19 protein-coding genes and 3 pseudogenes are annotated in these 21,310 nt (G+C 73.0%); 6 read left to right on the top strand and 16 right to left on the bottom strand.

The features are described from left to right. Nucleotides 1-110 precede the first annotated feature (110 nt). Both JEK78_RS10250 and putP read left to right on the top strand, forming a co-directional pair. Complete coding sequence (locus tag JEK78_RS10250; RefSeq protein WP_200263770.1) at nucleotides 111-605, top strand: peptidylprolyl isomerase; 495 nt, start codon at nucleotides 111-113, stop codon at nucleotides 603-605. A gap of 348 nt (nucleotides 606-953) precedes the next feature. Further along, on the top strand, nucleotides 954-4,514 hold the full coding sequence (gene putP / locus JEK78_RS10245; RefSeq protein ID WP_200263769.1) for a sodium/proline symporter PutP: 3,561 nt from the start codon (nucleotides 954-956) through the stop codon (nucleotides 4,512-4,514). Nucleotides 4,515-4,615: 101 nt separating this feature from the next. On the opposite strand, the gene JEK78_RS10240 is transcribed toward putP, so the two are convergent. The 4 genes from JEK78_RS10240 to JEK78_RS10225 form a co-directional block, all read right to left on the bottom strand. Beyond that, nucleotides 4,616-5,044: a hypothetical protein gene (locus tag JEK78_RS10240; RefSeq protein WP_200263768.1), complete on the bottom strand. Its 429-nt coding sequence runs from the start codon at nucleotides 5,042-5,044 to the stop codon at nucleotides 4,616-4,618. Nucleotides 5,045-5,048: 4 nt separating this feature from the next. Further along, nucleotides 5,049-5,423, bottom strand: coding sequence for a roadblock/LC7 domain-containing protein (locus JEK78_RS10235; protein WP_242483337.1), 375 nt, complete (start codon nucleotides 5,421-5,423; stop codon nucleotides 5,049-5,051). Nucleotides 5,424-5,465: 42 nt separating this feature from the next. Next, complete coding sequence (locus JEK78_RS10230) at nucleotides 5,466-6,404, bottom strand: MarR family transcriptional regulator (RefSeq protein ID WP_200263767.1); 939 nt, start codon at nucleotides 6,402-6,404, stop codon at nucleotides 5,466-5,468. A gap of 355 nt (nucleotides 6,405-6,759) precedes the next feature. Next, entirely contained in the window at nucleotides 6,760-7,173 is a 414-nt protein-coding gene (locus tag JEK78_RS10225; RefSeq protein WP_200263766.1) for a MerR family transcriptional regulator, read from the bottom strand. Nucleotides 7,174-7,570: 397 nt separating this feature from the next. Here JEK78_RS10225 and JEK78_RS10220 point away from each other — a divergent pair, with 397 nt between their 5' ends. Further along, on the top strand, nucleotides 7,571-9,070 hold the full coding sequence (locus JEK78_RS10220; RefSeq protein WP_200263765.1) for a SulP family inorganic anion transporter: 1,500 nt from the start codon (nucleotides 7,571-7,573) through the stop codon (nucleotides 9,068-9,070). 96 nt (nucleotides 9,071-9,166) lie between these two features. Here the strand turns inward: JEK78_RS10220 and JEK78_RS10215 are convergent. Next, nucleotides 9,167-9,301: pseudogene (locus JEK78_RS10215) on the bottom strand (phosphotyrosine protein phosphatase); the annotation flags it as partial. Nucleotide 9,302: 1 nt separating this feature from the next. Here JEK78_RS10215 and JEK78_RS23305 point away from each other — a divergent pair. Beyond that, a pseudogene (locus tag JEK78_RS23305) lies at nucleotides 9,303-9,515 on the top strand (arsenical-resistance protein); the annotation flags it as partial. Nucleotides 9,516-9,586: 71 nt separating this feature from the next. Here the strand turns inward: JEK78_RS23305 and JEK78_RS10205 are convergent. Next, nucleotides 9,587-9,949: a metalloregulator ArsR/SmtB family transcription factor gene (locus JEK78_RS10205; protein WP_200263764.1), complete on the bottom strand. Its 363-nt coding sequence runs from the start codon at nucleotides 9,947-9,949 to the stop codon at nucleotides 9,587-9,589. A 311-nt stretch (nucleotides 9,950-10,260) separates the two neighbouring features. Between JEK78_RS10205 and JEK78_RS10200 the strand changes: the two are divergent. Continuing rightward, a pseudogene (locus JEK78_RS10200) lies at nucleotides 10,261-10,488 on the top strand (flavoprotein); the annotation flags it as partial. A 49-nt stretch (nucleotides 10,489-10,537) separates the two neighbouring features. Here the strand turns inward: JEK78_RS10200 and JEK78_RS10195 are convergent. From JEK78_RS10195 to JEK78_RS10185, 3 genes are read right to left on the bottom strand one after another with little or no spacing between them, the layout of a single operon-like run. Further along, a complete protein-coding gene (locus tag JEK78_RS10195) occupies nucleotides 10,538-11,488 on the bottom strand; it encodes an alpha/beta hydrolase (RefSeq protein WP_200263762.1) in 951 nt (316 codons plus the stop codon). Between the two features lie 48 nt (nucleotides 11,489-11,536). Continuing rightward, a complete protein-coding gene (gene kynU / locus JEK78_RS10190; protein WP_200263761.1) occupies nucleotides 11,537-12,721 on the bottom strand; it encodes a kynureninase in 1,185 nt (394 codons plus the stop codon). Further along, nucleotides 12,714-13,571 (bottom strand): tryptophan 2,3-dioxygenase family protein, encoded by an 858-nt coding sequence (locus tag JEK78_RS10185; protein WP_200263760.1) that lies wholly within the window; start codon nucleotides 13,569-13,571, stop codon nucleotides 12,714-12,716. Before JEK78_RS10185 ends, kynU begins: the two co-directional genes overlap by 8 nt. A gap of 317 nt (nucleotides 13,572-13,888) precedes the next feature. Between JEK78_RS10185 and JEK78_RS10180 the strand changes: the two genes are divergently transcribed. After that, nucleotides 13,889-14,308 carry a DUF3151 domain-containing protein gene (locus JEK78_RS10180; RefSeq protein WP_200263759.1) on the top strand — a complete coding sequence of 140 codons (420 nt, stop codon included), beginning with the start codon at nucleotides 13,889-13,891 and terminating at the stop codon, nucleotides 14,306-14,308. 73 nt (nucleotides 14,309-14,381) lie between these two features. Here JEK78_RS10180 and fbaA read toward each other — a convergent pair whose 3' ends face one another. From fbaA to JEK78_RS10145, 7 genes are all read right to left on the bottom strand, one after another. After that, a complete protein-coding gene (gene fbaA / locus JEK78_RS10175; RefSeq protein ID WP_200263758.1) occupies nucleotides 14,382-15,413 on the bottom strand; it encodes a class II fructose-bisphosphate aldolase in 1,032 nt (343 codons plus the stop codon). Nucleotides 15,414-15,616: 203 nt separating this feature from the next. After that, a complete protein-coding gene (gene pyrE / locus JEK78_RS10170) occupies nucleotides 15,617-16,189 on the bottom strand; it encodes an orotate phosphoribosyltransferase (RefSeq protein ID WP_200263757.1) in 573 nt (190 codons plus the stop codon). A 9-nt stretch (nucleotides 16,190-16,198) separates the two neighbouring features. After that, nucleotides 16,199-16,987: an aldose 1-epimerase gene (locus JEK78_RS10165; RefSeq protein WP_200263756.1), complete on the bottom strand. Its 789-nt coding sequence runs from the start codon at nucleotides 16,985-16,987 to the stop codon at nucleotides 16,199-16,201. Between the two features lie 129 nt (nucleotides 16,988-17,116). Next, nucleotides 17,117-18,124, bottom strand: a complete 1,008-nt coding sequence (locus tag JEK78_RS10160; RefSeq protein ID WP_200263755.1) for a carbon monoxide dehydrogenase — start codon at nucleotides 18,122-18,124, stop codon at nucleotides 17,117-17,119. Nucleotides 18,125-18,373: 249 nt separating this feature from the next. Beyond that, nucleotides 18,374-18,943, bottom strand: a complete 570-nt coding sequence (locus JEK78_RS10155; RefSeq protein ID WP_200263754.1) for a DUF2617 family protein — start codon at nucleotides 18,941-18,943, stop codon at nucleotides 18,374-18,376. Between the two features lie 392 nt (nucleotides 18,944-19,335). After that, nucleotides 19,336-20,418 carry a hypothetical protein gene (locus tag JEK78_RS10150; protein WP_200263753.1) on the bottom strand — a complete coding sequence of 361 codons (1,083 nt, stop codon included), beginning with the start codon at nucleotides 20,416-20,418 and terminating at the stop codon, nucleotides 19,336-19,338. A 465-nt stretch (nucleotides 20,419-20,883) separates the two neighbouring features. Further along, nucleotides 20,884-21,072, bottom strand: a complete 189-nt coding sequence (locus JEK78_RS10145) for a hypothetical protein (protein WP_200263752.1) — start codon at nucleotides 21,070-21,072, stop codon at nucleotides 20,884-20,886. Nucleotides 21,073-21,310 lie beyond the last annotated feature (238 nt).

Raw genomic sequence — 21,310 nt, 5'->3', positions numbered from 1 at the left:
GCCGGCCGACGCGCACGCGCGGACGCCACCGGCGGCGGGTCCGCGCGACGTACCCGCCTCGCCACCCCGCCGCTTCGACCTGAGCGCGTCAGGTGTGGAGAATCATGGGCATGAGTGAGAACGTGTATTTCAAGATCTCGGCCGACGGCGAGGACCTCGGCCGCATCGTCTTCCGCCTCTTCGACGACGTGGTGCCCAAGACCGCGCGCAACTTCCGTGAGCTGGCCACCGGCGTGCACGGCTTCGGCTACCAGGGGTCGCCCTTCCACCGGGTCATTCCCGGCTTCATGCTGCAGGGCGGCGACTTCACCCGAGGCGACGGCACCGGGGGCAAGAGCGTCTACGGCGAGAAGTTCGCCGACGAGAACTTCCGGCTCAAGCACGACCGGCCGTTCCTCCTGAGCATGGCCAATGCCGGTCCCGGCACCAACGGGTCCCAGTTCTTCGTCACCACCGTGGTCACGCCCTGGCTGGACGGCAAGCACGTCGTCTTCGGCGAGGTCGTGGAGGGCGAGGACGTCGTCAAGGCCGTCGAGTCCCTCGGAAGCTCCTCCGGAGCCACCGCCAAGAAGATCGTCGTCGAGGAATCCGGCATCGTCGCCTGAGACCGGTCTCGCGGGCGCCCACCCCTGCCGCGGGGGGCGCCCGCGTCGCGGCCCGGGCCGACCCTGTCGGCGTAGCGCCCCTCGAACATCTCGGGGCGACGCGCGGCCGACGGGAGGCCGGAGGGCCGGGCCGCCCGTCCCGGCGGCGAACGGCCGGGGGGCCCGTCGGACCATGCCGTCCGCCCGTTCGCCCGACCGGCCCAACCCGCCCGCCCCCGGCCACGACGCCTCGCCGACCCCGGTCGCACGCGACCCGACCGGATGCTTTGATGGCCGCGCCGGGCAGGTAGTCGCCAGGCGCGCCGACGCTCGCGCCGACGCGCCTGAGCCTCGCAGGCGAGGGCCAGTATGTTCGACACGAGCGCCCCGATCACGGCCACGTTCCTGGTCTATGTGGCCGTCATGATCGGTACGGGAGTCTGGGCGTACACCCGCACGCGCACCTTCGCCGACTTCGCCCTGGGCGGTCGCAGACTCAGCGGCACCGTCGCCGCGTTGTCCGCGGGGGCGAGCGACATGTCGGGCTGGCTCTTCCTCGCGTTCCCCGGCGCCGTGTACGCGGCCGGCCTCGGCGCCGTCTGGATCGCCGTGGGGCTGGCCATCGGCACCTACCTCAACTGGCTGCTCGTCGCCCCCAGGCTGCGCACCTACACCGAGCGGGCCGGAAACGCGGTCAGCCTGTCGGCCTATCTGGAGGAGCGCTTCGAGGACCGCACCCGGATCCTCCGCACGGTCTCGGCGGCGGTGACCCTGGTCTTCTTCACCGCGTACGTGGCGGGGGGACTGGTCGCCGGCGGACTGTTGTGCCAGACGGTCTTCGGCTTCCGCTTCGGGCTCGGTGTGACGCTCACCGCCCTGGTGATCGTCGTCTACTCCTGTCTGGGCGGCTTCCTCGCCGTCAGTACCACGCACGTCATGCAGGCCACGCTGATGCTGCTGGCGCTGCTGGTGGTCTCCCTGACCGGTCTCGCCCTGCTCGGCGGCTTCGTGGACCTGGGCCACGCCGTCCAGGCTCGCACCCCGGGGCTCCTGGACATGGGTGCCGCCGTGGGCTACGAGGACGGCCTGTGGTCGGAGGGCGGAAGGCTCGGAGCGGTGGCGACGCTCTCTCTGCTCGCCTGGGGCCTCGGATACTTCGGACAGCCGCACATCCTCGCCCGCTTCATGGGTATCCGGACCATCCGGGCCATCCCGAAGGCCCGTCGCGTCGGCACGGCCTGGGTGGTCGTGGTCCTCGGTGGCGCCACCCTGGTCGGCCTGGTCGGCATCGCGTGGCTCGGCACGCCCCTGCCCGACCCGGACACCGTCTACGTGGTCCTCGGCAGGACGCTGCTGAACCCCTGGCTGGCCGGACTGCTGCTGGTCGCCGTCCTGGCGGCGATCCTGTCCACGGCCGACAGTCAGCTGCTGGTGTCCTCGGTCGCCCTCACCGAGGACTTCTACCGTGCCTTCCTGCGTCGAGGTGCCACCGACCGTGCCCTGGTCTGGGCGGGACGCGCCGCCGTCCTCCTCGTGATCGTCGTCGCGTACGTCGTGGCGTTGCGGGCCGACGGACTGCTCGGCATCGTCGCCTACGCCTGGGCCGGTCTGGGGGCGGCCTTCGGGCCGGTCGTGCTGCTCTCGCTGTACTGGCCCCGGATGACCTGGGCGGGGGCGATGGCCGGGATCGTGGGCGGCGCGGTCACGGTCGTCCTGTGGGGGCGGATCAACCGGAACCTCGGGCCGCTGGAATCCGACGTCTACGAGATGGTCCCCGGCGTCCTGGTCGCGACGGTCGCCGCCGTGGTCTTCGGCAGGTTCGCCGGGAGGCCGCCGAGGCGCGCCTTCTGGCGGATGCCGGGTTCAGGGGTCAACCAGTTGCAGCTGGCCCCGTTCCTCACGCACGCCCCGGTGGGCATCGCCGTCCTCGACCTGGACCTGCGCTACGTCTGGGTGAACGAGCCTCTGGACCGCATGGTGCCGCTCGCCCGACGTCTGGGGCGGAAGGCCAGCGAGGTGCTGAACTCACCGAACGCGCGGGCGTTCGAGGAGCGCATGCGGGGTGTCCTCAGGACCGGGCGTCCCCTGATGGACCACGAGTTCGCCACCGGTTACATGGACGCCCGAGGCGAACGCGTCTACTCGGCGTCCTTCTTCGCCATGCGGGACCGCCAGGGCAGGTCGGTGGGCGTCTGGTACATGGTCATCGACGTCACCGAACGGCGGCGGGCACAGGAGCGACTGGCCCTGTTGAACGACTCGGGGGCGCGCATCGGCAGCACGTTGGACGTGGCGCGTACGGCGCAGGAGATGGCCGACTCGGCCGTTCCGGCTCTGGCGGACTTCGTCGCGGTCGACCTGCTGGAGGGCGTCGTCCTCGGCGAGGAGCCGCCGCCCGGGCCCTTCGCTCCGGAGCCCCTGATCCGGCGGGCGGGGCTGCGGTCGGTCCGAGAACGGGCGCCGGAATCGAGTCTGGCCCTGGGGGAGGCGACCAGGCGGGCCGCCACATCGCCGGTCACCCGGTGTCTCCGAGAGGGAAGGACGTTGGTGGAGCGCGCTCTGGATCTCGCCACCAGCGCATGGATCACGGAGGACCGGGCCCTGGGGGAGGCCGTCCGCGCCTACCGGTTCCGCTCGCTGATCGCCGTCCCGGTGCGGGCGCGGGGTGTCACCCTGGGCGTGGCCACCTTCGCCCGGTCGCGGCGTTCGGGGCCCTTCGAACCGGACGACGTGCGGCTGGCCGAGGAGATCGTGGCCCGCGCCGCGGTCAGCATCGACAACGCGCGCCGCTACACCCGCGAGCGCACGGCCGCACGGTCGCTCCAGAAATCCCTGCTACCGCAGGAGTTGACGGGCAGATCCGCCCTGGAGGTGGCCTCCTGGTACCTTCCGGCGGACGCGCCGAGCGGGGTCGGCGGAGACTGGTTCGACGTGATCCCCCTGTCCGGGGCCCGGGTCGCCCTGGTCGTCGGGGACGTCGTCGGCCACGGCATCAACGCGGCCACCACCATGGGACGGCTGCGGACGGCCGTCCGTACGCTGGCCAACCTCGACCTGCCTCCGGACGAACTCCTCGCGCACCTGGACGACCTGGTGATCGGGCTGATGGAGGAGGAGGACGACCAGGAGTGGGCGCCGGAGGAGGGGGGCGCCGCCTTCCTCGGGGCGACCTGCCTGTACGCCGTGTACGACCCGGTCACCCGGCGGTGCACGCTGGCCAGGGCCGGGCATCTCCCGCCGGTCGTCGTCGGTCCGGACGGCGCCGCCGACATCCCCGACCTTCCCGCCGGTCCGCCGCTCGGTCTCGGCTACCTGCCCTTCGAGTCCGCCGAGATGGAAGTGGCGGAGGGCAGTCTGATCGCCCTCTTCACGGACGGTCTCGTGGAGAGCAGGGACCGCGACATCGACACCGGACTGGCCCGGCTGAGCGAGGCCCTCGCCGGAGGCGGCCCGACGCTTCGGGCCATCGGACGCAGGGCGCTGGACGCCCTGCTGCCCGGGCCCCCGTCGGACGACTCGGCCCTCCTCCTCGCCCGCACCCGCGGCCTGCCTTCGGAGCGGGTGGTCTTCTGGGAGTTGCCGGCCGACCCCGCGGCCGTGGCCCAGGCGCGGGTCCGGTGCGCGCGCCGACTGGCCGAATGGGGCCTTCACGACCTGGCGTACACCACCGAGTTGATCGTCAGCGAGCTGGTCACCAACGCCATCCGCCACGCGAGCGGACCGGTCGGAATCCGGCTGATCCGTGACCGCTTCCTGATCTGCGAGGTCTCCGACACCAGCAACACCACGCCCCGGCTGCGCCACGCCCGGACCACCGACGAGGGCGGGCGGGGACTGTTCATCGTGGCGCGCCTCGCGCAGCGTTGGGGGACCCGATCGACGGCGACCGGAAAGACCATCTGGGCCGAACAGACGCTGCCGGACGGTTGATCCCGCCCCCGCCCGGCGTACGGTCCGGACGGGGGGCGGGGGCGCGTCGTCCCGCGGGACCCCGATCGGGGGCGCCGGTCGGGGCGCCGAGGGGGGGTACCTCAGATCCCGCCGTACTCCTTGATCACCCGCCGGGCCTGCGCGAACAGCATGCCCACGTTCACCGACTTGCGACAGACCGCCACCGCCACGACGTCCTGACCCTCGTTCATGCGGATGAACAGGTGGGTCAGGTTCTCGCTGTTCACCAGGATCTCCTGGAAGTAGTGGTGGTCGTCCTGCACCCCGCGTCGTTCCTTGAAGACGTCCTCGATCATGAGGACGGTGCGGCCCTGGAAGAGGTCGAGGGTCGCACCGGCGAGCAGGTCGAGGACCTCCGTGGGGTGGGTGTCGACGGTCTCGTAGGACAGGAGCATGCCGGTGGCCATGTCCACCACCCCGGCCGCCACGCAGTCGGGGGTCTCCGACCGCAGGGCCTTGACCAGCGCCGCCACTTGGTCGGAGAACCCCGTGATGCGTTTCGTCGCCATTTCGCTATTTCCCTTCGGAGAGGACGGCCCCGATGCGCTTGAGCATCGGTTGGGCTTCCACGTGCAGTCGGTCGACGTCCAGGCCGTCGTCGCCGAGGATCACGAGCAGGGCGGTGTCCGCCACCGTGTACACCGCCGCGCACCCTCGGCCCGACCAGGCCACGGTGCGCTGGAGGGTGCCGCGTCCGGTGGCCGCGGCGGTCCGCTGGGAGATCCCCATCTGGGCGGCCGAGAGCGCGGCCAGGCCGTCGGGCTCGATCCCGTCCTCGGTGTCCGCCGCGATGAGCAGTCCGTCCACCGCGGCGACGAGCGTGTCGGTGATCCCGGGTATGCGGTCGCGAAGCTCTCTCATCTCACCCGCCAGCGCCTCGTGATCCACTCACGTACCTCCTCGCACGATGTTCGTGACTCCCCGGGCGGTTCAGGATTCGGTCCCGCCGAACAGGCCGGCCCGGGTGCGGCCCTTGAATCGGAACAGTCCCTTCCAGTTCGTCGTCGACTCCGACGCGACCAGGGCGTTCGCCCTGAACCCACTGGCCCCCGGGGTGCGTCGGGGAAGGGATTCGATCGACGCCACGACCTCGGGGCCGGCCGTCGCGTGACGCGGCGTCGGGACCTCGGCCGCCCACACCCGGGGTGTGTCGCCCGAGGGGGCGTCCTGGCCGGCCCGCTCCAGCCATCCCTCGCCGAGCATGCGGGAGACCTCGACGGTGACGCCGTACACGCCCCGTCCGAGCGCGAACGCGATGTCCCTGGGGGTGCGCCGCCCGTTCGCGAGGGAGAGGATCTCCAGGCGGCGGGGGGTTCGGGTCTCGGCCCGGTCGGGGACGCGCCGGGTCGAGACCACCCGCTCCCGGTCCGGGAGGACCGCCTCGGGCAGGGCCGCGAGGCCGGCCAGCCGGCGGGCGGCGGCGTCCAGGACCGCCAGGGGATCCTCGTCCGCCACCACGGGGCCGTCCGGCGTCGCGTCCGGGGTGGCGACGCACTCGGCCACGTCCCCCGCGACGATGGCGAAGACCGCGTCTCGAAGGGCCATCGCGGAGACGACCTGCAGTTCGGCGGCGCCCACGTGGCCGCGTGCGACGAGCCCGGCGTCCGGGTTCTCCGGCATGGTGCGCGCGGGGAAGAGCTCGGCCCGGTCGGCCTCGCTCAGGCGACCGGAACGCAGCAGGAGGGCGTCCACCCCGGGTGCCCCCGGGCTCTCGACGGCGATCACCCGGCCTCGCCGGAGATGGAACACCCCGCCGGGCCTGCCGCGCACGCGCAGCGCCGTGGTCGTCCCGTCGGCCCGGCACCGGGCCAAAGCCCTGGAGAGCGCGCCGAAACCGGCTTGGTGAACGGATTCGTGAAGGTCCGACACCTTTCCCCCTCTGCCCGACCGTGTTGTGCCATCCGGTGCGTTCGCACGAACGCCTGACATGTGGCCCCAGCGGGGTATGTGTATCAGCCGTACGGGTGATTTCCGGCGCCCTGACGGCAACTGACAGGAGCTGTCGGATTCTGCGAGGAGGGGGTGTTCTCGGGGGCGGAAACGTGTCGCCCGATGCCGTGTCGCGCAAGGTCGTCAAGGCGCGGCGGGCGCCCTCCCCGGCGGAGCGACGAGGGGAGCGGCCGGGCGGGGACAGGGGGGCCACCGGGCTCGCCTCTCCTCGGCGCGCGGGCGCTCGGGTCGGCGTTCCCCACTCGGTCGGGGCCGGGTGCTCGGCGCGGGCGGTTCAGGTGTCCGTCGCTGCCCGAGGGCCCAGTCGCCCTCGAAGGGTCGCGGCGAAGTCCTCGGCCATCGCCAGTCGTGCGCGGAGCGTCTCGCAGCGATCGTCGGCCATCCGCCGGTAGGCGTCCAGACGTTCGCGCAGCCGCTCCCGCTCCTCGCCGGCGAGCCCGTCGGAGGCCGCCAGTCGGTCGGTGACGTCGAGCAGCTCGCGCATCTCGTCCAACGAGAAGTCCAGCGGTTTCATCCGGCGGATCACCATGAGGCGCTCGACGTCGACTTCCGTGTAGAGCCGGAAGCCACCCTTGCTGCGTGTCGAGGGGGTCACGAGACCGACGTCCTCGTAGTGACGGATGGTGCGCAGCGACAGGCCGGTCCGCTCGGCCACCTCTCCGATCCGCATACGTCGCTGGTCCGTCATCACCCCATGATCTCCTCTGCCGCCGCCTTCGGTTTCCGAATCCGCGCGCCCGCGGCGCCGGGTGAGGCGAATCACAGGGCGTTTACGAGTGCTCGCCTGTGATTCTCATGCCACGCCGCGCACTCTGCCCTCACGTCAGGGTAGAGTCTGCCGCGTGCCGACCGCGGCCGGGGGCCGCGGCGGCGCGCGAACGCCAGGGCGCGGGCCCGGATCGGCCCCGATGGCGTCCGAAGACCTCCGGGCCATGATGCCCGACCGGCGGCGGACGGCCGCCGCGCGGAGACGACCGACCCCACCGACGCGGTCGGCCACCGCGGGGGTCCGCCCGACGGATCCGAGCCGAGTACGACGCGCGTGCGTCCCCGAGGGTGGCGCGTGCCTGAACAGAAACGGTCGCATGTCCTCACCCCTGTCCGTGGCCCCCGGGTTCCGACCCTCCCGGCCCGATTGGCTGGCCTCCCCGAAAGTGCTCCGCACCGAGGTGCTCGCCGGATTGGTCGTCGCGCTGGCGCTGATCCCCGAGGCCATCTCCTTCTCGATCATCGCCGGGGTGGATCCGGCCGTCGGCCTGTTCGCGTCGTTCACCATGGCCGTCGTCATCTCGGTCGTGGGCGGGCGCAAGGCCATGATCTCGGCCGCCACCGGGGCCATCGCCCTGGTGATCGCCCCGCTCAACCGCGATCACGGACTGGGCTATCTGGTCGCGGCGGTGATCCTCGCCGGTGTCTTCCAGATCGTCCTCGGGGCGCTCGGGGTGGCCCGACTCATGCGGTTCGTGCCCCGCAGCGTCATGGTCGGCTTCGTCAACGCCCTGGCCATCCTCATCTTCATGGCCCAGGTGCCGGAGCTGAGCGGCGTGCCCTGGGTCGTCTACCCGCTCGTCGCCGCCGGGCTGGCGCTGATGGTGTTCTTCCCGCGCGTGACCACGGTAGTGCCCGCGCCCCTGGTCTCCATCGTCGTCCTCACCGTGATCACCGTCGCGGCCGGGATAGCCGTGCCGACGGTGGGGGACAAGGGCGAACTGCCCTCCTCGCTCCCGGTGCCTGGCCTCCCCGACGTGCCCCTCACCCTGGAGACGCTGACCGTCATCGCCCCGTACGCCTTCGCCATGGCGCTGGTGGGTCTGATGGAGTCGTTGATGACGGCCAAACTGGTCGACGACATCACCGACACCCACTCGGGCAAGACCCGGGAGTCGATCGGCCAGGGGGTGGCCAACGTGGTCACCGGGTTCTTCGGCGGCATGGGCGGCTGCGCGATGATCGGCCAGACCATGATCAACGTGCGGGTCTCCGGCGCCCGGACCCGCCTGTCGACGTTCCTGGCCGGTGTGTTCCTGATGGTGCTCTGCATCGTCTTCGGGCCGGTCGTCTCCGACATCCCGATGGCCGCCCTGGTCGCCGTCATGGTCATGGTGTCGTTCGCGACCTTCGACTGGCACTCCGTCGCGCCCGAGACGGTGCGGCGGATGCCGCTCGGCGAGACCCTCGTCATGGTCGTCACCGTGGCCTGCGTCGTCGCCACGCACAACCTGGCCATCGGCGTCGTGGTCGGCTGCCTCACCGCCATGGTCGTCTTCGCCAAGCGCGTGGCGCACGTGGTCAACGTCTCCGGTGTCCTCGATCCGGACGGCGGGCAGATCGTCTACGCGGTCACTGGCGAGCTCTTCTTCGCCTCGTCCAACGATCTCGTCTACCAGTTCGACTACCAGGGCGACCCGGACGACGTGGTCATCGACCTCTCCCGCGCGCACATCTGGGACGCGTCCTCCGTCGCGGCGCTGGACGCGGTGGAGAACAAGTACGCCCAGCGCGGCAAGAAGGTCACCATCGTCGGCCTGAACGAGCCGAGCGCCGACATGCACGGCCGGCTGGCAGGCCAACTGAGCGGTCACTGACCGCTCTCCGGCGCCACCGCCCGCGTCGTCCGAGGAGAGGAAGGGGGCGCCGGACCCCGTCGTCGGGGCGCCGGGATCGCGCGAGCATCGCGGGTCTCAGGCGGGAGAACCGGGCGCGATCTCCTCGATGAGGCTCTCGACCAGGCCCTTGATCCGGTCGCGGATCGGGCGGACGGCGGCGACCCCCTGCCCGGTCGGGTCGTCCGGCCGCCAGTCGAGGTAGCGCTCGCCGCTGTGGGGGATCACGCTCGACGTGGCCGTCTTCCCGGGCGTTCCCCCGGTCGCGGGCTTCCCGACCCGCGCGATCGGCGAGCTGAGGATGGGGCGGGAGCGGTCCGAGTCCGTCGTCCCGCCCGGGATCGGTCCCTGGGCGCTCTACGGCCCGCTGTTCACCATCGTCGTCCTCTTCGCCCCGCGAGGGGGGACCATCACCGAGCACCCGCTGGTCGGAACACGGAGCCCGCCGACGGCGGGCGGAGTCGGACGGCGTCCGCGCCGGTGCCGCCCGCCAGGGGGTCAGTGGACGGCCAGCAGCCGTCCCATGGCCGCCACCACCGACGGCTCGACGCGGTAGTAGACCCAGGTCCCGCGCCGCTCGGAGGTCAGGAGACCGGCTTCCCGAAGCTTCTTGAGGTGATGGGAGACGGTCGGCTGGGAGACGCCGACGTCGGAGATGTCGCACACGCATGCCTCCCCGTCCTCGTGCGAGGCGACGGCGGAGAACAGTCGCAGCCGCACCGGGTCTCCCAGCGCCTTGAACATGCGCGCCGCGCGCTCGGCCTCCTCGGGGGTGAGCGGGCCTTCGTCCAAGGGCGGGCAGCACGGCTCCACCGCGTGCGACCGGGGCTCCGGCCGGGGTGGCGCCTGGGTGTTCGACATGTCTCCATGGTGGCACGGGCCGCGGTGACGCGGTCCCGAGCCGAGCGGACTTGGCGGCTCCGAGGCGAGGCCGAGCGGGGCCGATCCGGAGCGGCGCAGACCCGGGGACGGAGATCGAATCGACGTTCATCCATGTTGACCGTCTTCGATGTGAGTGTCATGCCGAAGGTGGATGGATTCGATGAATGTCATGGCAAAGGGGAGTACCGGGAGTGGCTCCACCGTCGGGCCGCGTCCCGTCGTGGTGGTCGGAGCCGGCCCGATCGGCCCGGCCGCCGCCCACCTCGCCGGGCGAGGCGTCGAACCCCTCGTCCGGCTACGAGCGGGTCCCTTCGGCCGCCACCGCCCTGGCCGTCAACCGGGAGGCCGCCGAGCGCGTCGAGCCGACCCTGCCGGAGACCGGCGTGTGCGGCGGCACGGGTCTCTACGACGAGCCCGACGCCGGCCCCCTCTCCGGACAAGGAGGCGGCTGCTGCGCGACCCCGGAGCCGATCACCCTCGGCGCCACGCCCTCTCGCCCCGTCCTAGAGTCGACGTGACCGACCCCGCCCACGCGGGGGTCGGCCTCACCGGGGTACCGCCGGAGGGTCACCAGGCGAGCTGCGCGATCTCCTCCGCCACCACCGCGCAGGCGTCGGTCGCGGGGTCGACGAGGGCATAGTGCCCGACCCCTTCCAGAAGCGTCACCCCGACCACCTCGCCGGCCTCGGCGGCGGCCCGCGCGTACGCCTCGGCGACCGCCCCGGGCACCTCCCGGTCGGCGCGACCGTGCACCAGGGCGGTGGCGATGCCCGTCGGCAGCAGCAGCGCCGGGTCCGCGTGCGCGCGCCGGGCCGCGAAGGCGTCGTCCCCGCCGAGGAACTCGCGGACGGCCCCACCGCAGACACCCGACTCGGCGGCCACCGCGAGGTCCGCGATCGGGGCGAGCGCGACCACCCCCCGCAACGGCGCCGGGCGCGCCGAGCGCCGCGGGTCGCCGACCGGCAACACGTGCCGGGCCGCCCCCCAGAGGGCCAGATGCCCACCGGCCGAGTGGCCCGTCACCACCACGCGGTGCGGATCCGCCTCCGGCAGTTCCTCGTGGACGAGCGCCGGTAGCGCGTCCAGCGCGGCGGCCACGTCGTCCAGGGTGTCGGGCCACCGCCCGGCCACCGCCGCGCCGGCGCCGCTCCCCGAGGCGCCCGCCGCCCGACCCCGTCGGTATTCCACGTTCGCCACGGCGAACCCCCGTCCCGCGAGGAAGGCGGCGAACGGCCCGACGTGACGCCGGTCGTACGGGGCACGCCAGGCGCCGCCGTGCAGCACGACGACGACCGGAGCCGGTCGAGTCGCTCCGCCGTCCCGGCGCGGCGCGTGGAAGTCGATCACCTGGTCGGGGTGGGGGCCGTAGGCGAAGGTGGCGTCCGGGGCGACGGGCGCGTGGGAGAACAAAGACGCCTCCTCCTCGGCGGCCCGCCGAGCCGCCGCGTCCTCCTCTCCGAACGGACCGCCCCCGGCTCTCGGAGCGGCGCCCCCTGGCTCCGTGATCGTGTTCGGCATGGGTCGAGCCTCTCCGTGACGAGGGGTGATGCCCGGTCGAGCGGGACGTCAGCGCACCACGTCCCCCAGGATCCGCGCCGCCCGCTCCACGTCCGCGTACCCGAGGTACAGCGGGGTGAAGCCGAAGCGCAGCACGTCGGGGTGGCGGAAGTCGCCGATGACGCCCTTCCCGATCAGTCGCCCCATCACGTCCCCGGCGTCCTCGCAGCGCAGCGCCACCTGGCTGCCTCGTTCGCGGTGCGCGACCGGGGTCGGCGTGGTGAGCCGTCCCCGCGGGACGTAGGCGGCGACACAGCGCAGGAAGAAGTCGGTGAGCGCCAGCGACTTGGCCCGCACCGCGTCGACGGACACTCCATCCCACACGTCCAGGGCGGCCTCCAGGGCGAGCATGGAGAGAATGTCGGGCGTGCCGACCCGACCCCGCCGCGCGCCGGTCGCGGGGATGTGGGCGGACGCCATCCCGAAGGGCTCGGCGTGCGAGTTCCAGCCCGGCAACGGGGAGTCGAACCGGTCCTGCGCCGCCGACCGCACATACAGGTAGGCGGGCGCGCCCGGGCCGCCGTTCAGATACTTGTAGGTGCACCCGACGGCGAGGTCGACGCCGTGTTCGTCGAGGCCGACCGGGAGGGCCCCGGCGCTGTGGCACAGGTCCCAGACGGCGACGGCGCCCGCGCGACGCGTCGCCGCCGTGAGCCCGGGCAGGTCGTACAGGCGCCCGGTGCGGTAGTCGACGTGGTTGAGCAGGACGGCCGCGGTACGCGGGCCCAGCGCGGCGGTGACGTCGTCGGGGGCCACCGCCCGGACGTGCCGGCCGGTCAACCGGGCGGCGGACTCGGCGATGTAGCCGTCCGTGGGGAACGTGGTCGCGTCGACGAGGATCTCGTCACGGTCGTCGTCGACCATGCGGACGGCGGCCACCAGCGCCTTGAAGACGTTGACGCTGGTGGAGTCGCCGACCACGATCTGCCCGGGTGCCGCGCCGACCAGAGGAGCGATCCGGTCGCCGATCCGCTCCGGCGCGGTCCACCAGCCGCTCTCCTCCCAGGACCTGATGCGCAGTTCCCCCCACTGCCGCCGCACCACGTCCTGGACGCGCTCGGCGACGTGCGCGGGCAGGGCGCCGAGCGAGTTGCCGTCGAGGTACACGTCGTCGTCGAGGACGAAGCGGTCCCGCAAGCCGCGCAGCGGGTCGGCGGCGTCCGCCCGCTCGGCCTCGTGCCGGAGATCAGACATGGGATCGCGCCGTCCACAGCTCGGGAAAGACGTTCTTTCGGGCCCGCTTCTCCAGCCAGGCGACTCCCGCGGAACCGCCGGTGCCGGTCTTGGCGCCCATCGCGCGCCGGGTGGCCACGAGATGGTCGTTGCGCCATCGCCACACCAACTCGGCGACGTCGGTCAGGGCCTCGCCGAGTCGGGCTTCCTCGCTGTCCGGGTCGCCGTCGTAGACGGCCGTCCAGGCGGCCTCCACCCGATCGGAGGGCGAGTACGGTCGCGCCACGTCGCGGTTCGACACGGCTTCCGGGATGTCGTGGCCACGCCGTGCGAGGAACCGGACCACCTCGTCGTAGAGGCTCGGTTCGTGCAGCGCCTTCTCCAACTCCGCGTGCGCGCGGGGGGAGCCGCGGTGCGGCACGAGCATCGAGGCGGACTTCTCGCCCAGCAGGAACTCCATCCTGCGGTACATCGCCGACTGGAAACCGGACCCTTCCCCGAGCGCCTCGCGGTAGGAGTTGAACTGCGCCGGGGTGAGCCGGCCGAGCGGTCGCCAGCAGGCGTTGAGCGCCTCCAGTTCGCGAGCCGAGCGCCGCAGGGCCTCGGTCGCGGTGCGGGCGTCGTCGCCGCGCAGCGCGTGCGCGGCCGTCTCCCACTCGTGGACGAGGACGGTGAACCACAGCTCCATGACCTGAGTCGTGACCAGGAAGACCATCTCTCCCGGGTCGTCCGAGAGGGGGTGCTGCAGGTGGGTGAGGACGTCGGCCTTGACGTAGTCCTCGTAGGGGGTCGTGCCCTGGAAGTCGAGGTGGGGGGCCTCGGGCTCCTCGCCCCCCGTCCGGTGGGGGGTCGGGTGGGCTGGTCGGGACATCACTGTCTCCTGAGACGTGTTCCGGGTGGCGGTCCGCCCCTGCCGTCACCGGCACGGGGGCCCCGGTCCCCATGGCATCCTCCGCAATCGTCCCAGGTGAGCGCAAGAGCCGCCGGCGCGTCGGCGCGGGCGAGCGGCGCCGGGCCCCGGGTCGCGGACCGGCGGGTGCGGATTTCGGGCGGGCCGGCGCGGGAGGGGCCCTCCGGACCCGGCGAACCGCGTGGGCGCGATGGGCGCGCGAGGCGCCCCGGGCCCCGGAGTCGGCCGGGAGGAGCCGCCGTGCGCGCTCGATCGAACGGCACTGGCACACTGGCGCCATGACCACTCACAGGAACCTTCTCGGCGGTCCGGACCCGACGCACCTCCCGGAGAACGAGGAGGCGTACCGCATGCTGGGCCAGGAATCGAAGTCCCCGGCGGAGGTCGCCGCCAGGTACCCCACGTTCTCCCTCGCCTGGGCCATGCTCGCCGACGACGCCTTCGAGGCGGGGCGGGTGGTGGAGTCCTACGCGTACGCCCGCACCGGGTACCACCGCGGGCTGGACGCGCTGCGCCGCGCCGGATGGAAGGGCCACGGGCCGGTGCCCTGGGACCACCGCCCCAACCGCGGGTTCCTGCGGTGTCTGGCCGCGCTCGCCCGCGCCGCGGGAGCGATCGGCGAGAAGGACGAGGAAGAGCGTTGCCGGCAGTTCCTCAGGGACAGCAGCCAGGAGGCGTACGCCGAGCTGAAGGTCTGACCTCCCCTCCCGCCGGGGCCCTTCCACACCGAGGGCCCCGGCCCGGCGACCGTCCGCCGGGCCGGGGACGGGGTCACTTCATGCGGGTGCCGGCCGAGCGCAGGTTGCGGCAGGCCTCGACGACGCGCGCGGCCATGGAGGCCTCGGCGGGCTTGCCCCAGGTGCGGGGGTCGTAGGACTTCTTGTCGCCGACCTCGCCGTCCACCTTCAGCACGCCGTCGTAGTGGGCGAACATGTGGCCCGCGACGGGGCGGGTGAAGGCGTACTGCGTGTCCGTGTCGAGGTTCATCTTGATCACGCCGTTCTCCAGCGCGGTCCGGATCTCCTCCTCGGTGGAGCCGGAGCCGCCGTGGAAGACGAAGTCGAACGGCTTGCTCCCCCCGGCCCGGCCGTACTTCGCGGCGACGCCGTCGTTCAGCTCCTTGAGCAGCTCGGGGCGGAGCACCACGTTGCCCGGCTTGTACACGCCGTGGACGTTTCCGAAGGAGGCGGCCAGCAGGTAGCGGCCCTTCTCTCCGAGCCCCAGGGCCTCGGCGGTGCGCAGGGCGTCGTCGACCGTGGTGTAGAGGGAGTCGTTGATCTCGTGCGAGACGCCGTCCTCCTCGCCACCGGTCGGGGTGATCTCGACCTCCAGGATGATCCTGGCGGCGCGGGCGCGCTCCAGGAGTTCCCGCGCGATGGAGAGGTTGTCGGAGAGGTTCTCCGCCGAGCCGTCCCACATGTGGGACTGGAACAGTGGCTCGCGCCCCGAGCGGACCCGCTCCTCGGAGACGGCCAGCAGCGGACGCACGTACCCGTCGAGCTTGTCCTTGGGGCAGTGGTCGGTGTGCAGCGCGATGTTCACGTCGTACTTCTCGGCCACGATGTGCGCGAACTCGGCCAGGGCGACCGCGCCGGTCACCATGTCCTTGTCGTACTGGCCGCCGAGGAACTCCGCGCCGCCGGTGGAGATCTGCACGATGCCGTCGCTCTGCGCCTCGGCGAAGCCCCGCAGGGCCGCGTGCAGCGTCTGGGAGGAGGTCACGTTGATGGCCGGGTAGGCGAACTCGCCCGCCTTCGCCCGGTCCAGCATCTCGTTGTAGACCTCGGGAGTTGCGATCGGCATCTGTCCGCTCCTTGTATGTGCGGGTGGGCGTCGTGCGTGTCTACGGGCCCTGTCCTAGACCTGGGGGGCGACGTCGTCGTCGCCCCCATCCTTCCAGACGAACCGGGATACTCCGAGTGCGCGGGGGCGTCCCCGCCGGTCGGGGAGTTCCGCGCCGGCCGAAGGACGACCCCGCCGGCCCGGGGCGTCCGGATCTCCGGTGCTCAGTCCAGGCCGAGTTCGTCCTTGCCGTAGGCGAAGAGGTAGGGCACTCCGGCCCCCGCCTCGATCTTCGCGGCGGCGCCCGTCGCGCGATCCACGATCGTCGCCACGGCCACCACCTCCGCCCCGGCCTCGCGCACCGCCTCGACCGCCGTCAACGGAGAACCCCCGGTGGTGGAGGTGTCCTCGACGACCAGCACCCGCCGGCCCGCGATCTCGGGGCCCTCGACCCGGCGTTGCAACCCGTGGGCCTTGGCGGCCTTGCGGACGACGAAGGCGTCCAGCCGCCGGCCGCGGCGGGCGGCGGCGTGCAACATGGCGGCGGCGACCGGATCGGCGCCCATCGTCAGTCCGCCCACCGCGTCGAAGTCGAGGCCGGCGGTCAGCTCCAGCAGCACCTCGCCCACCAGCGGAGCCGCCTCGCCGTCGAGGGTGACACGGCGCAGGTCGACGTAGTAGTCGGCCTCCATGCCCGAGGAGAGGGTCACCCTCCCGCGCACGACGGCCTTGTCCTTGATCTGCCGCAGCAGGGCGTCACGCGGGTCGTCCCGCGGGGATTCGTCGAGGTCGGTCATGGGGCCAGCTTAGAGGCGCCGCCACCGCCAGGTGGTGCTCGCCTCCAGTGGCTCCAACGGGGTGACCAGGCGCGGCAGCGTGTTCAGTCCGTTCGGCGGTCCGGTCTGAGGCTCCACGCACACGGCGGCCTCCTGCTCGTCGTAGACCACGACCCACTCGGCGGGGCTGGTGACCCGCAGTTCCAACCGGCCGGGCCAGGTGAGGGTGGCGTCCACGCCGCCGGGCATGCCGAAGCAGTCGTCCCAGGGTCCCGGCGCGGGCTCCGTCCGCCGCCCGGTGGGCAGGTGGTCCGGGCCGCGCTCCTCCTGCCACGCCGGTTCGAACGCGAGGGCGGCCTCGGCGCCGTCCAGGGAACGGTTGAACCACGGGTGCCAGCCGACCTGCGCCGGGAAGGACGAGCCGTGCGCCTCCAGCGACATCGCCAGGGTCAGGCCGTCATCGGCGAGCGTGATCCGCTGGGTGACCCGACCGGGGTACGGCCAGGGCGCGGCCAGGTCGTGGGTGAGGACCGCCTCCTCCCTCGTCGCGCGCGCCGTCCGCCAGGCGCCGTCGCGTGCGGTGCCGTGGATCGCGTGGGGCGGGGAGTTCAGCGGCATTTGGCGCACCGAGCCGCCGTCCCTGAAACGGCCGTCGCGAATCCGGCCGCACCAGGGGGCCATCGGGAAGCATCCGTAGCGGTCCCCCTGCCGGAGGAGTTCGGTGCCGCCGACACGGAGCCCGGCGATCCGGCCCCCGTTGTTCGGCCGCACGGTCGCCTCCGCCTCACCCGCCGAAAGAATGATCGTCTCGTCGCTCACGGCTCGACCCTAGCGGCGCGGCCCTCGCCGCGGAGCGCCCCCGACGTTTCGAGGCCGCTCCGAGGCGCTCCGGGTCGACGGCGAGGGCACCGCCGGCCCGGTGAGCCTCCCCACCGGCCCCGACGGTGTTCAGCGCCTCCGGCGCAGCGCCCGCCCGACCACGACCGCCCCTGCCACTGCCAGCGCCGCGGCGGGGGCCGCCCAGCGCAGCGGCCCCGCCGATGCCGTGGCCCGCCGCCCCGGCTCGGGAGCGTAGCGGCCACGGGGCGGAGCGTGGTCGACCTCTTCGGCGCTGCGTCCGATCATGGTCCGCCGCGCGTGGGCCGCCTCGGAGGACGAACCGGCCGGATCCGACCGTCCGTCGGCGTCCGGGTCGGAGCCGCGGAGTTCGGCGGAGCCGTCGAGATCGGGGGAGCCGTCGAGATCGGGGGAGGACGGCGAGGACGCGCGATCGTCGTCGCGAGCGGAGACCTCGGGGACGGACCCCGCCTCGGGCAGGTCGTCGAAGGCGTCCTCGGCCTCGGAGCCGGACGGCGGGGATGGTGCCGGGTCGGCTTCGTCCCCGCCGTCGGCGGTCGGGCGCGGCACGTCCTCCGGGTCGGGGGCGGCCGTCGCCTCCCAGGACGCCGCATCCCGATCCCCCGGGGGCGCGGAACCCGCCTCGCCCTCCGCTCCCGGCGCGGGCTCGGCGCCCTCCGAGCCCGCTTCCGCGGCGATGCCGGCCAGGTTCCGGGCGAACCCGTTCAGCAGCTTCAGAGCGCAGGCGCCGACGGCGTCCGGCGGAAGCTCGACGATGCGTCCACCCGCGGAGCCCTCGGCGGAGACGACGAGCAGGGCACCCCCTTCGGTCTCCCTGGCCCCGAGGGCGACGCGCAACGAGACCGTGCCGGAGCCGCGCACCTCCGCGCCCTCGACCTCGAAGTGGGCGGCCCCCCGCGGATCGTCTCGCGCGACCGGGCGCGCGGTGCCCTGGTACGTGATGGAGTGTCCGGCGATCCGCAGTCTGAGCCGCCCACTGACGGGCTCGGCCCCGCCGTCCCGCTGGAGCCCGGGCAGGGCGTCGGCGACCCGCTCGGGATCGGCCAACGTCCGCCCGAGCCGTTCGGCCGGAACCGGAACGAACACCTCGTGCTGCATGTCAACGCACCCTACCCACGAGCGGCGACCCGGGCGACCAGAGGAGGGCCCCCTTCCGCGGACCCGGCCTCCCGGCGATCCCGACCGGTGGGTTCCCGTGGCGTCCGAGCCCATGCGGGAGGGCGGTTCGGACCGCGAGGGCCGGCGCCGTTCCTGCCCTGTGTCCATACCGGAGTCGGCGCGCCCGGGACCGGAAGGCCGAGATCGCGGCCCGGCCGGATACCGTCGCCGGTGGGCGGGGCCGGGCCGTCAGACCACCGACGGCCGCAGTCGGGGAGGCTCCGAGGGAGCGGATGCCTCCCCGGGGGTCGTGGCGGAACGCACCCCGACGCGGGTGCGTGTGGCCACCACCTGTCCCTCTTGCGGATAGGCGTGCCAGGTCCGCCAGTGCACCTGCCCGGCGTGGTGACTGGCGAGCAGGGCGGTGAAGGCGTGCGGACTCCCCGGGAAGACGCCCGCGAGGCCATGGGGATGATCGCTGACCAGGGCCAGCAACTCCTGGGCCCGCACGGCGAAGGAACCGGGAGAGAGCAGCTCCACGCGAGCGGCGAACTCGTACTCCCAGTCGTCCATCCGCTTGGCCACGCCCAGGGGAAGGGGGGTTCTGCTGCCCGGGATGCAGGCCACCGTCTCCGAGCACACCCCCCGCTCCTGCTCCAGGATCACTTGGTGTGACGCCCCGAGGAGCCGCAACTGGAGTGCCGACGGACCGAGTCGGAGATCGAGGGTGGCCAGCGCGGGCAGTGGCTCCCGCCCCAGGGCCCAGGCCAGGTCCGAGGCACGCGTGTCGGTGTAGGCGGTGGTCAGGGTCGTGAGCATGGATCGGCTCCGCAGGCGCACAAGGAGGAAGGGCGGGTCCATCGCACGTCGGTCGCGCCCGCCGTGCGGCCCGTTCAGCCGTCGGCGTCGCCAAGGAGGGGCATGGCGCGTCCGGGGGCTGCGTGGGTGAGGGAGAGCGAACCACGAACCAGCGCGGCGGCACAGTGTTTTTACCCAACTTCATGGTATTTACCTCCCTCGGAGGGTCCCTCAGCGCACGTGTTCTCCCACGGTGTGCGCTCTTCGGGCCCCGCGCGCCCACGAACGCGCCGAGCGCCTGGTCGCGCACCGGCGACGGGTGGTCCGCGAGGCGGTGGGGCCCACCCGCCCGATCGGGACCCCATCGCATCGCGCCGGATCGCCCGATCCGGTCCCCGAGTCCCCTTGGCCGTCTACTTCCTGACACAGAGGGCCAGCGCCCGTACCTCGCCCTTCAGTTGTCGGACGATCCAGCCGTCACCCGATCCCGACGGGGAACTGGTGCGCACGTAGTCGTGGATGGGGCCGCCGCCTCGGTGGGGGAAGCTGTGGGAGTAGTGCCCGCCTCCGGCGACGCGGGTGCCGGTGGGGCAGGTGGCCTTGGAAGCCCTGCCGGCCGCTCCGGCGGCTCCCACGGCGACCGTCGGCGCCTGGCCGTCCGGTGCGCACAGCGCCACCGCCCTCGCCTCACCCGTCAGTTGCCGGGCCACCCAGCCGTCCCCGGCGGGCGACGGGGTGTTCGCCGAGACCGCGTCGTGGATCGGGCCCGAGCTGTCGTGGGGGAAGGTCCGCGCGTAGTGGCCGCCTCCGGTGACGCGGGTGCCGGTGGGGCAGGTGGCCTTGGAGGTCCTGCCGGCCGCTCCGGCGGCGCCGACGACCACGCGCGGTGCCGTCCTGGTCGGCGCGCACAACGCCACCGCTCGGACCTTCCCGCGTACCTGCGCGGCCAACCAGGCCCCTCCTGAGCGGTCGGGCGAACTGGTGCGCACGAAGTCGTGGATCGTGCCGCCGGCGGCGCGGTGGAAGGTGTTCGAGAGGAACCCGCCTCCGGTGACGCGGGTGCCGGTGGGGCAGGTGGCCTTGGACGCCCTGCCGGCCGCTCGGGCGGCTCCCACGGCCACACGCGGTGCCTCCTTCGCCGGTACGCACAGCGCCAACGCCTGTGACCTTCCCTTCAGTTGTCTGACCACCCAGCCGCCCCCGGCCCGGGTGGGAGCGTTGGCGAGCACGGCGTCGTGGATGTCGCCGCGATCGGAGTAGTGGAAGGAAGTGGAGTAGTGGCCGCCCCCGACGACCCTGGTGCCGGCGGGGCAGAGGGCCGTCGAGGTCTGACCGGCCGCGCTGGGTGTTCCGACCACCACACGCGGGGCGGTCGGTGTCGCCGTGGAGGGGAGCGCGGGGTGGGCGACCGCGGGGGTCGCCCCCGTGAACAGGACAAGCGGCAGCGCCGAGACCGCCGCACAGAGCCGGACTCGGGTCATGGCCGGTGACGTCATGAGGGAGGCTTCCTTCCTCGGTGGCCATCCGCCCGATGCGGATCGCCAACGATGCGATCTCCGCGCTCGGATGCCGGCAAACGCCCAGAAATACGAAATAGCCCCATAGTGTGAGGTCTTGGCGAGATGTGATGACGAGCGAAACCATCGGTCGCCCCCGAGCCGGTCCGGGCCGTACTCAAGTGGCCTTCAACGGACCGTGAAACGAGGAGGGGCGCGTCCCGGTTCGTATCGGCTCGGTCGCACGCTCGCCGCCGGGGCCGGCCTCCCGTTGTCGAGCACCGCCGGGATCGGCGTCGCCGGGGACCACTCGATCGAGAACACCGAAGGGCGGTCGGGGAACGCGTCGTTCCCCGACCGCCCTTCGGTGTGGTGTGCCGCTCCGGGCCCGATGTCGCCGGCTCGGCGTACCGAGCCGCCGGCCGCCCTGCACGCGGAGGGCGGCCGGCGGCGAGCGGAGGTGCGTCAGCCCCCGTCCGCCGCGTTGACCACGTATCCGGCGCTGCCGACGACCGCGGCCACCGTGATCGCGGCGACAACGACGCCGAGGGAGGCGACCGCGAGGGGGGAGGGGACTTCCTTCCCCTGGTCGGTCTCCCGCAGAACGGGGTCGCCGTGAACGGTCGCCGCTCGCACGATCGCGTAGTCGGTCATCGGGGTTCTCCTTCGTGGATGCCCTCGGCTCAGGGCCGGGGGAGGAAACGAAGCTCCTGTGGAGCGAGGCGGGCAAAACCGGTTCGCCGCCGGGGCGGACCGGCGTCCACCGAACATCGGACGACACCCGTCACCCGCTGTTCCTGCGGCGTACCACTCCTTACGTTCTCAGGGGCGTCGCCCTGTCCGTCACCACCGGACGGCCGGCGACCCTGGGGGAACGTGTGTCCCCCATACG

Source organism: Streptomyces sp. HSG2 (assembly GCF_016598575.1).
GTDB lineage: Bacteria > Actinomycetota > Actinomycetes > Streptomycetales > Streptomycetaceae > Streptomyces.
Note: the sequence above shows the minus strand (reverse complement) of the source record. Positions and strands in the feature narration are given on the sequence as shown.

Excerpts from the sequence above, each read along its gene's own strand:
- JEK78_RS10250 (WP_200263770.1), top strand. The coding sequence starts at position 111 with ATGAGTGAGAACGTGTATTTCAAGATCTCGGCCGACGGCGAGGACCTC.
- putP (WP_200263769.1), top strand. The coding sequence starts at position 954 with ATGTTCGACACGAGCGCCCCGATCACGGCCACGTTCCTGGTCTATGTG.
- JEK78_RS10145 (WP_200263752.1), bottom strand. The coding sequence starts at position 21,072 with ATGACCGACTACGCGATCGTGCGAGCGGCGACCGTTCACGGCGACCCC.
- fbaA (WP_200263758.1), bottom strand. The coding sequence starts at position 15,413 with ATGCCGATCGCAACTCCCGAGGTCTACAACGAGATGCTGGACCGGGCG.
- JEK78_RS10240 (WP_200263768.1), bottom strand. The coding sequence starts at position 5,044 with ATGGCGACGAAACGCATCACGGGGTTCTCCGACCAAGTGGCGGCGCTG.
- JEK78_RS10180 (WP_200263759.1), top strand. The coding sequence starts at position 13,889 with ATGACCACTCACAGGAACCTTCTCGGCGGTCCGGACCCGACGCACCTC.
- JEK78_RS10150 (WP_200263753.1), bottom strand. The coding sequence starts at position 20,418 with ATGACGTCACCGGCCATGACCCGAGTCCGGCTCTGTGCGGCGGTCTCG.
- JEK78_RS10205 (WP_200263764.1), bottom strand. The coding sequence starts at position 9,949 with ATGTCGAACACCCAGGCGCCACCCCGGCCGGAGCCCCGGTCGCACGCG.
- JEK78_RS10225 (WP_200263766.1), bottom strand. The coding sequence starts at position 7,173 with ATGACGGACCAGCGACGTATGCGGATCGGAGAGGTGGCCGAGCGGACC.
- JEK78_RS10155 (WP_200263754.1), bottom strand. The coding sequence starts at position 18,943 with ATGCTCACGACCCTGACCACCGCCTACACCGACACGCGTGCCTCGGAC.
- JEK78_RS10195 (WP_200263762.1), bottom strand. The coding sequence starts at position 11,488 with ATGCCGAACACGATCACGGAGCCAGGGGGCGCCGCTCCGAGAGCCGGG.
- JEK78_RS10185 (WP_200263760.1), bottom strand. The coding sequence starts at position 13,571 with ATGTCCCGACCAGCCCACCCGACCCCCCACCGGACGGGGGGCGAGGAG.
- kynU (WP_200263761.1), bottom strand. The coding sequence starts at position 12,721 with ATGTCTGATCTCCGGCACGAGGCCGAGCGGGCGGACGCCGCCGACCCG.
- pyrE (WP_200263757.1), bottom strand. The coding sequence starts at position 16,189 with ATGACCGACCTCGACGAATCCCCGCGGGACGACCCGCGTGACGCCCTG.
- JEK78_RS10220 (WP_200263765.1), top strand. The coding sequence starts at position 7,571 with ATGTCCTCACCCCTGTCCGTGGCCCCCGGGTTCCGACCCTCCCGGCCC.
- JEK78_RS10160 (WP_200263755.1), bottom strand. The coding sequence starts at position 18,124 with ATGCAGCACGAGGTGTTCGTTCCGGTTCCGGCCGAACGGCTCGGGCGG.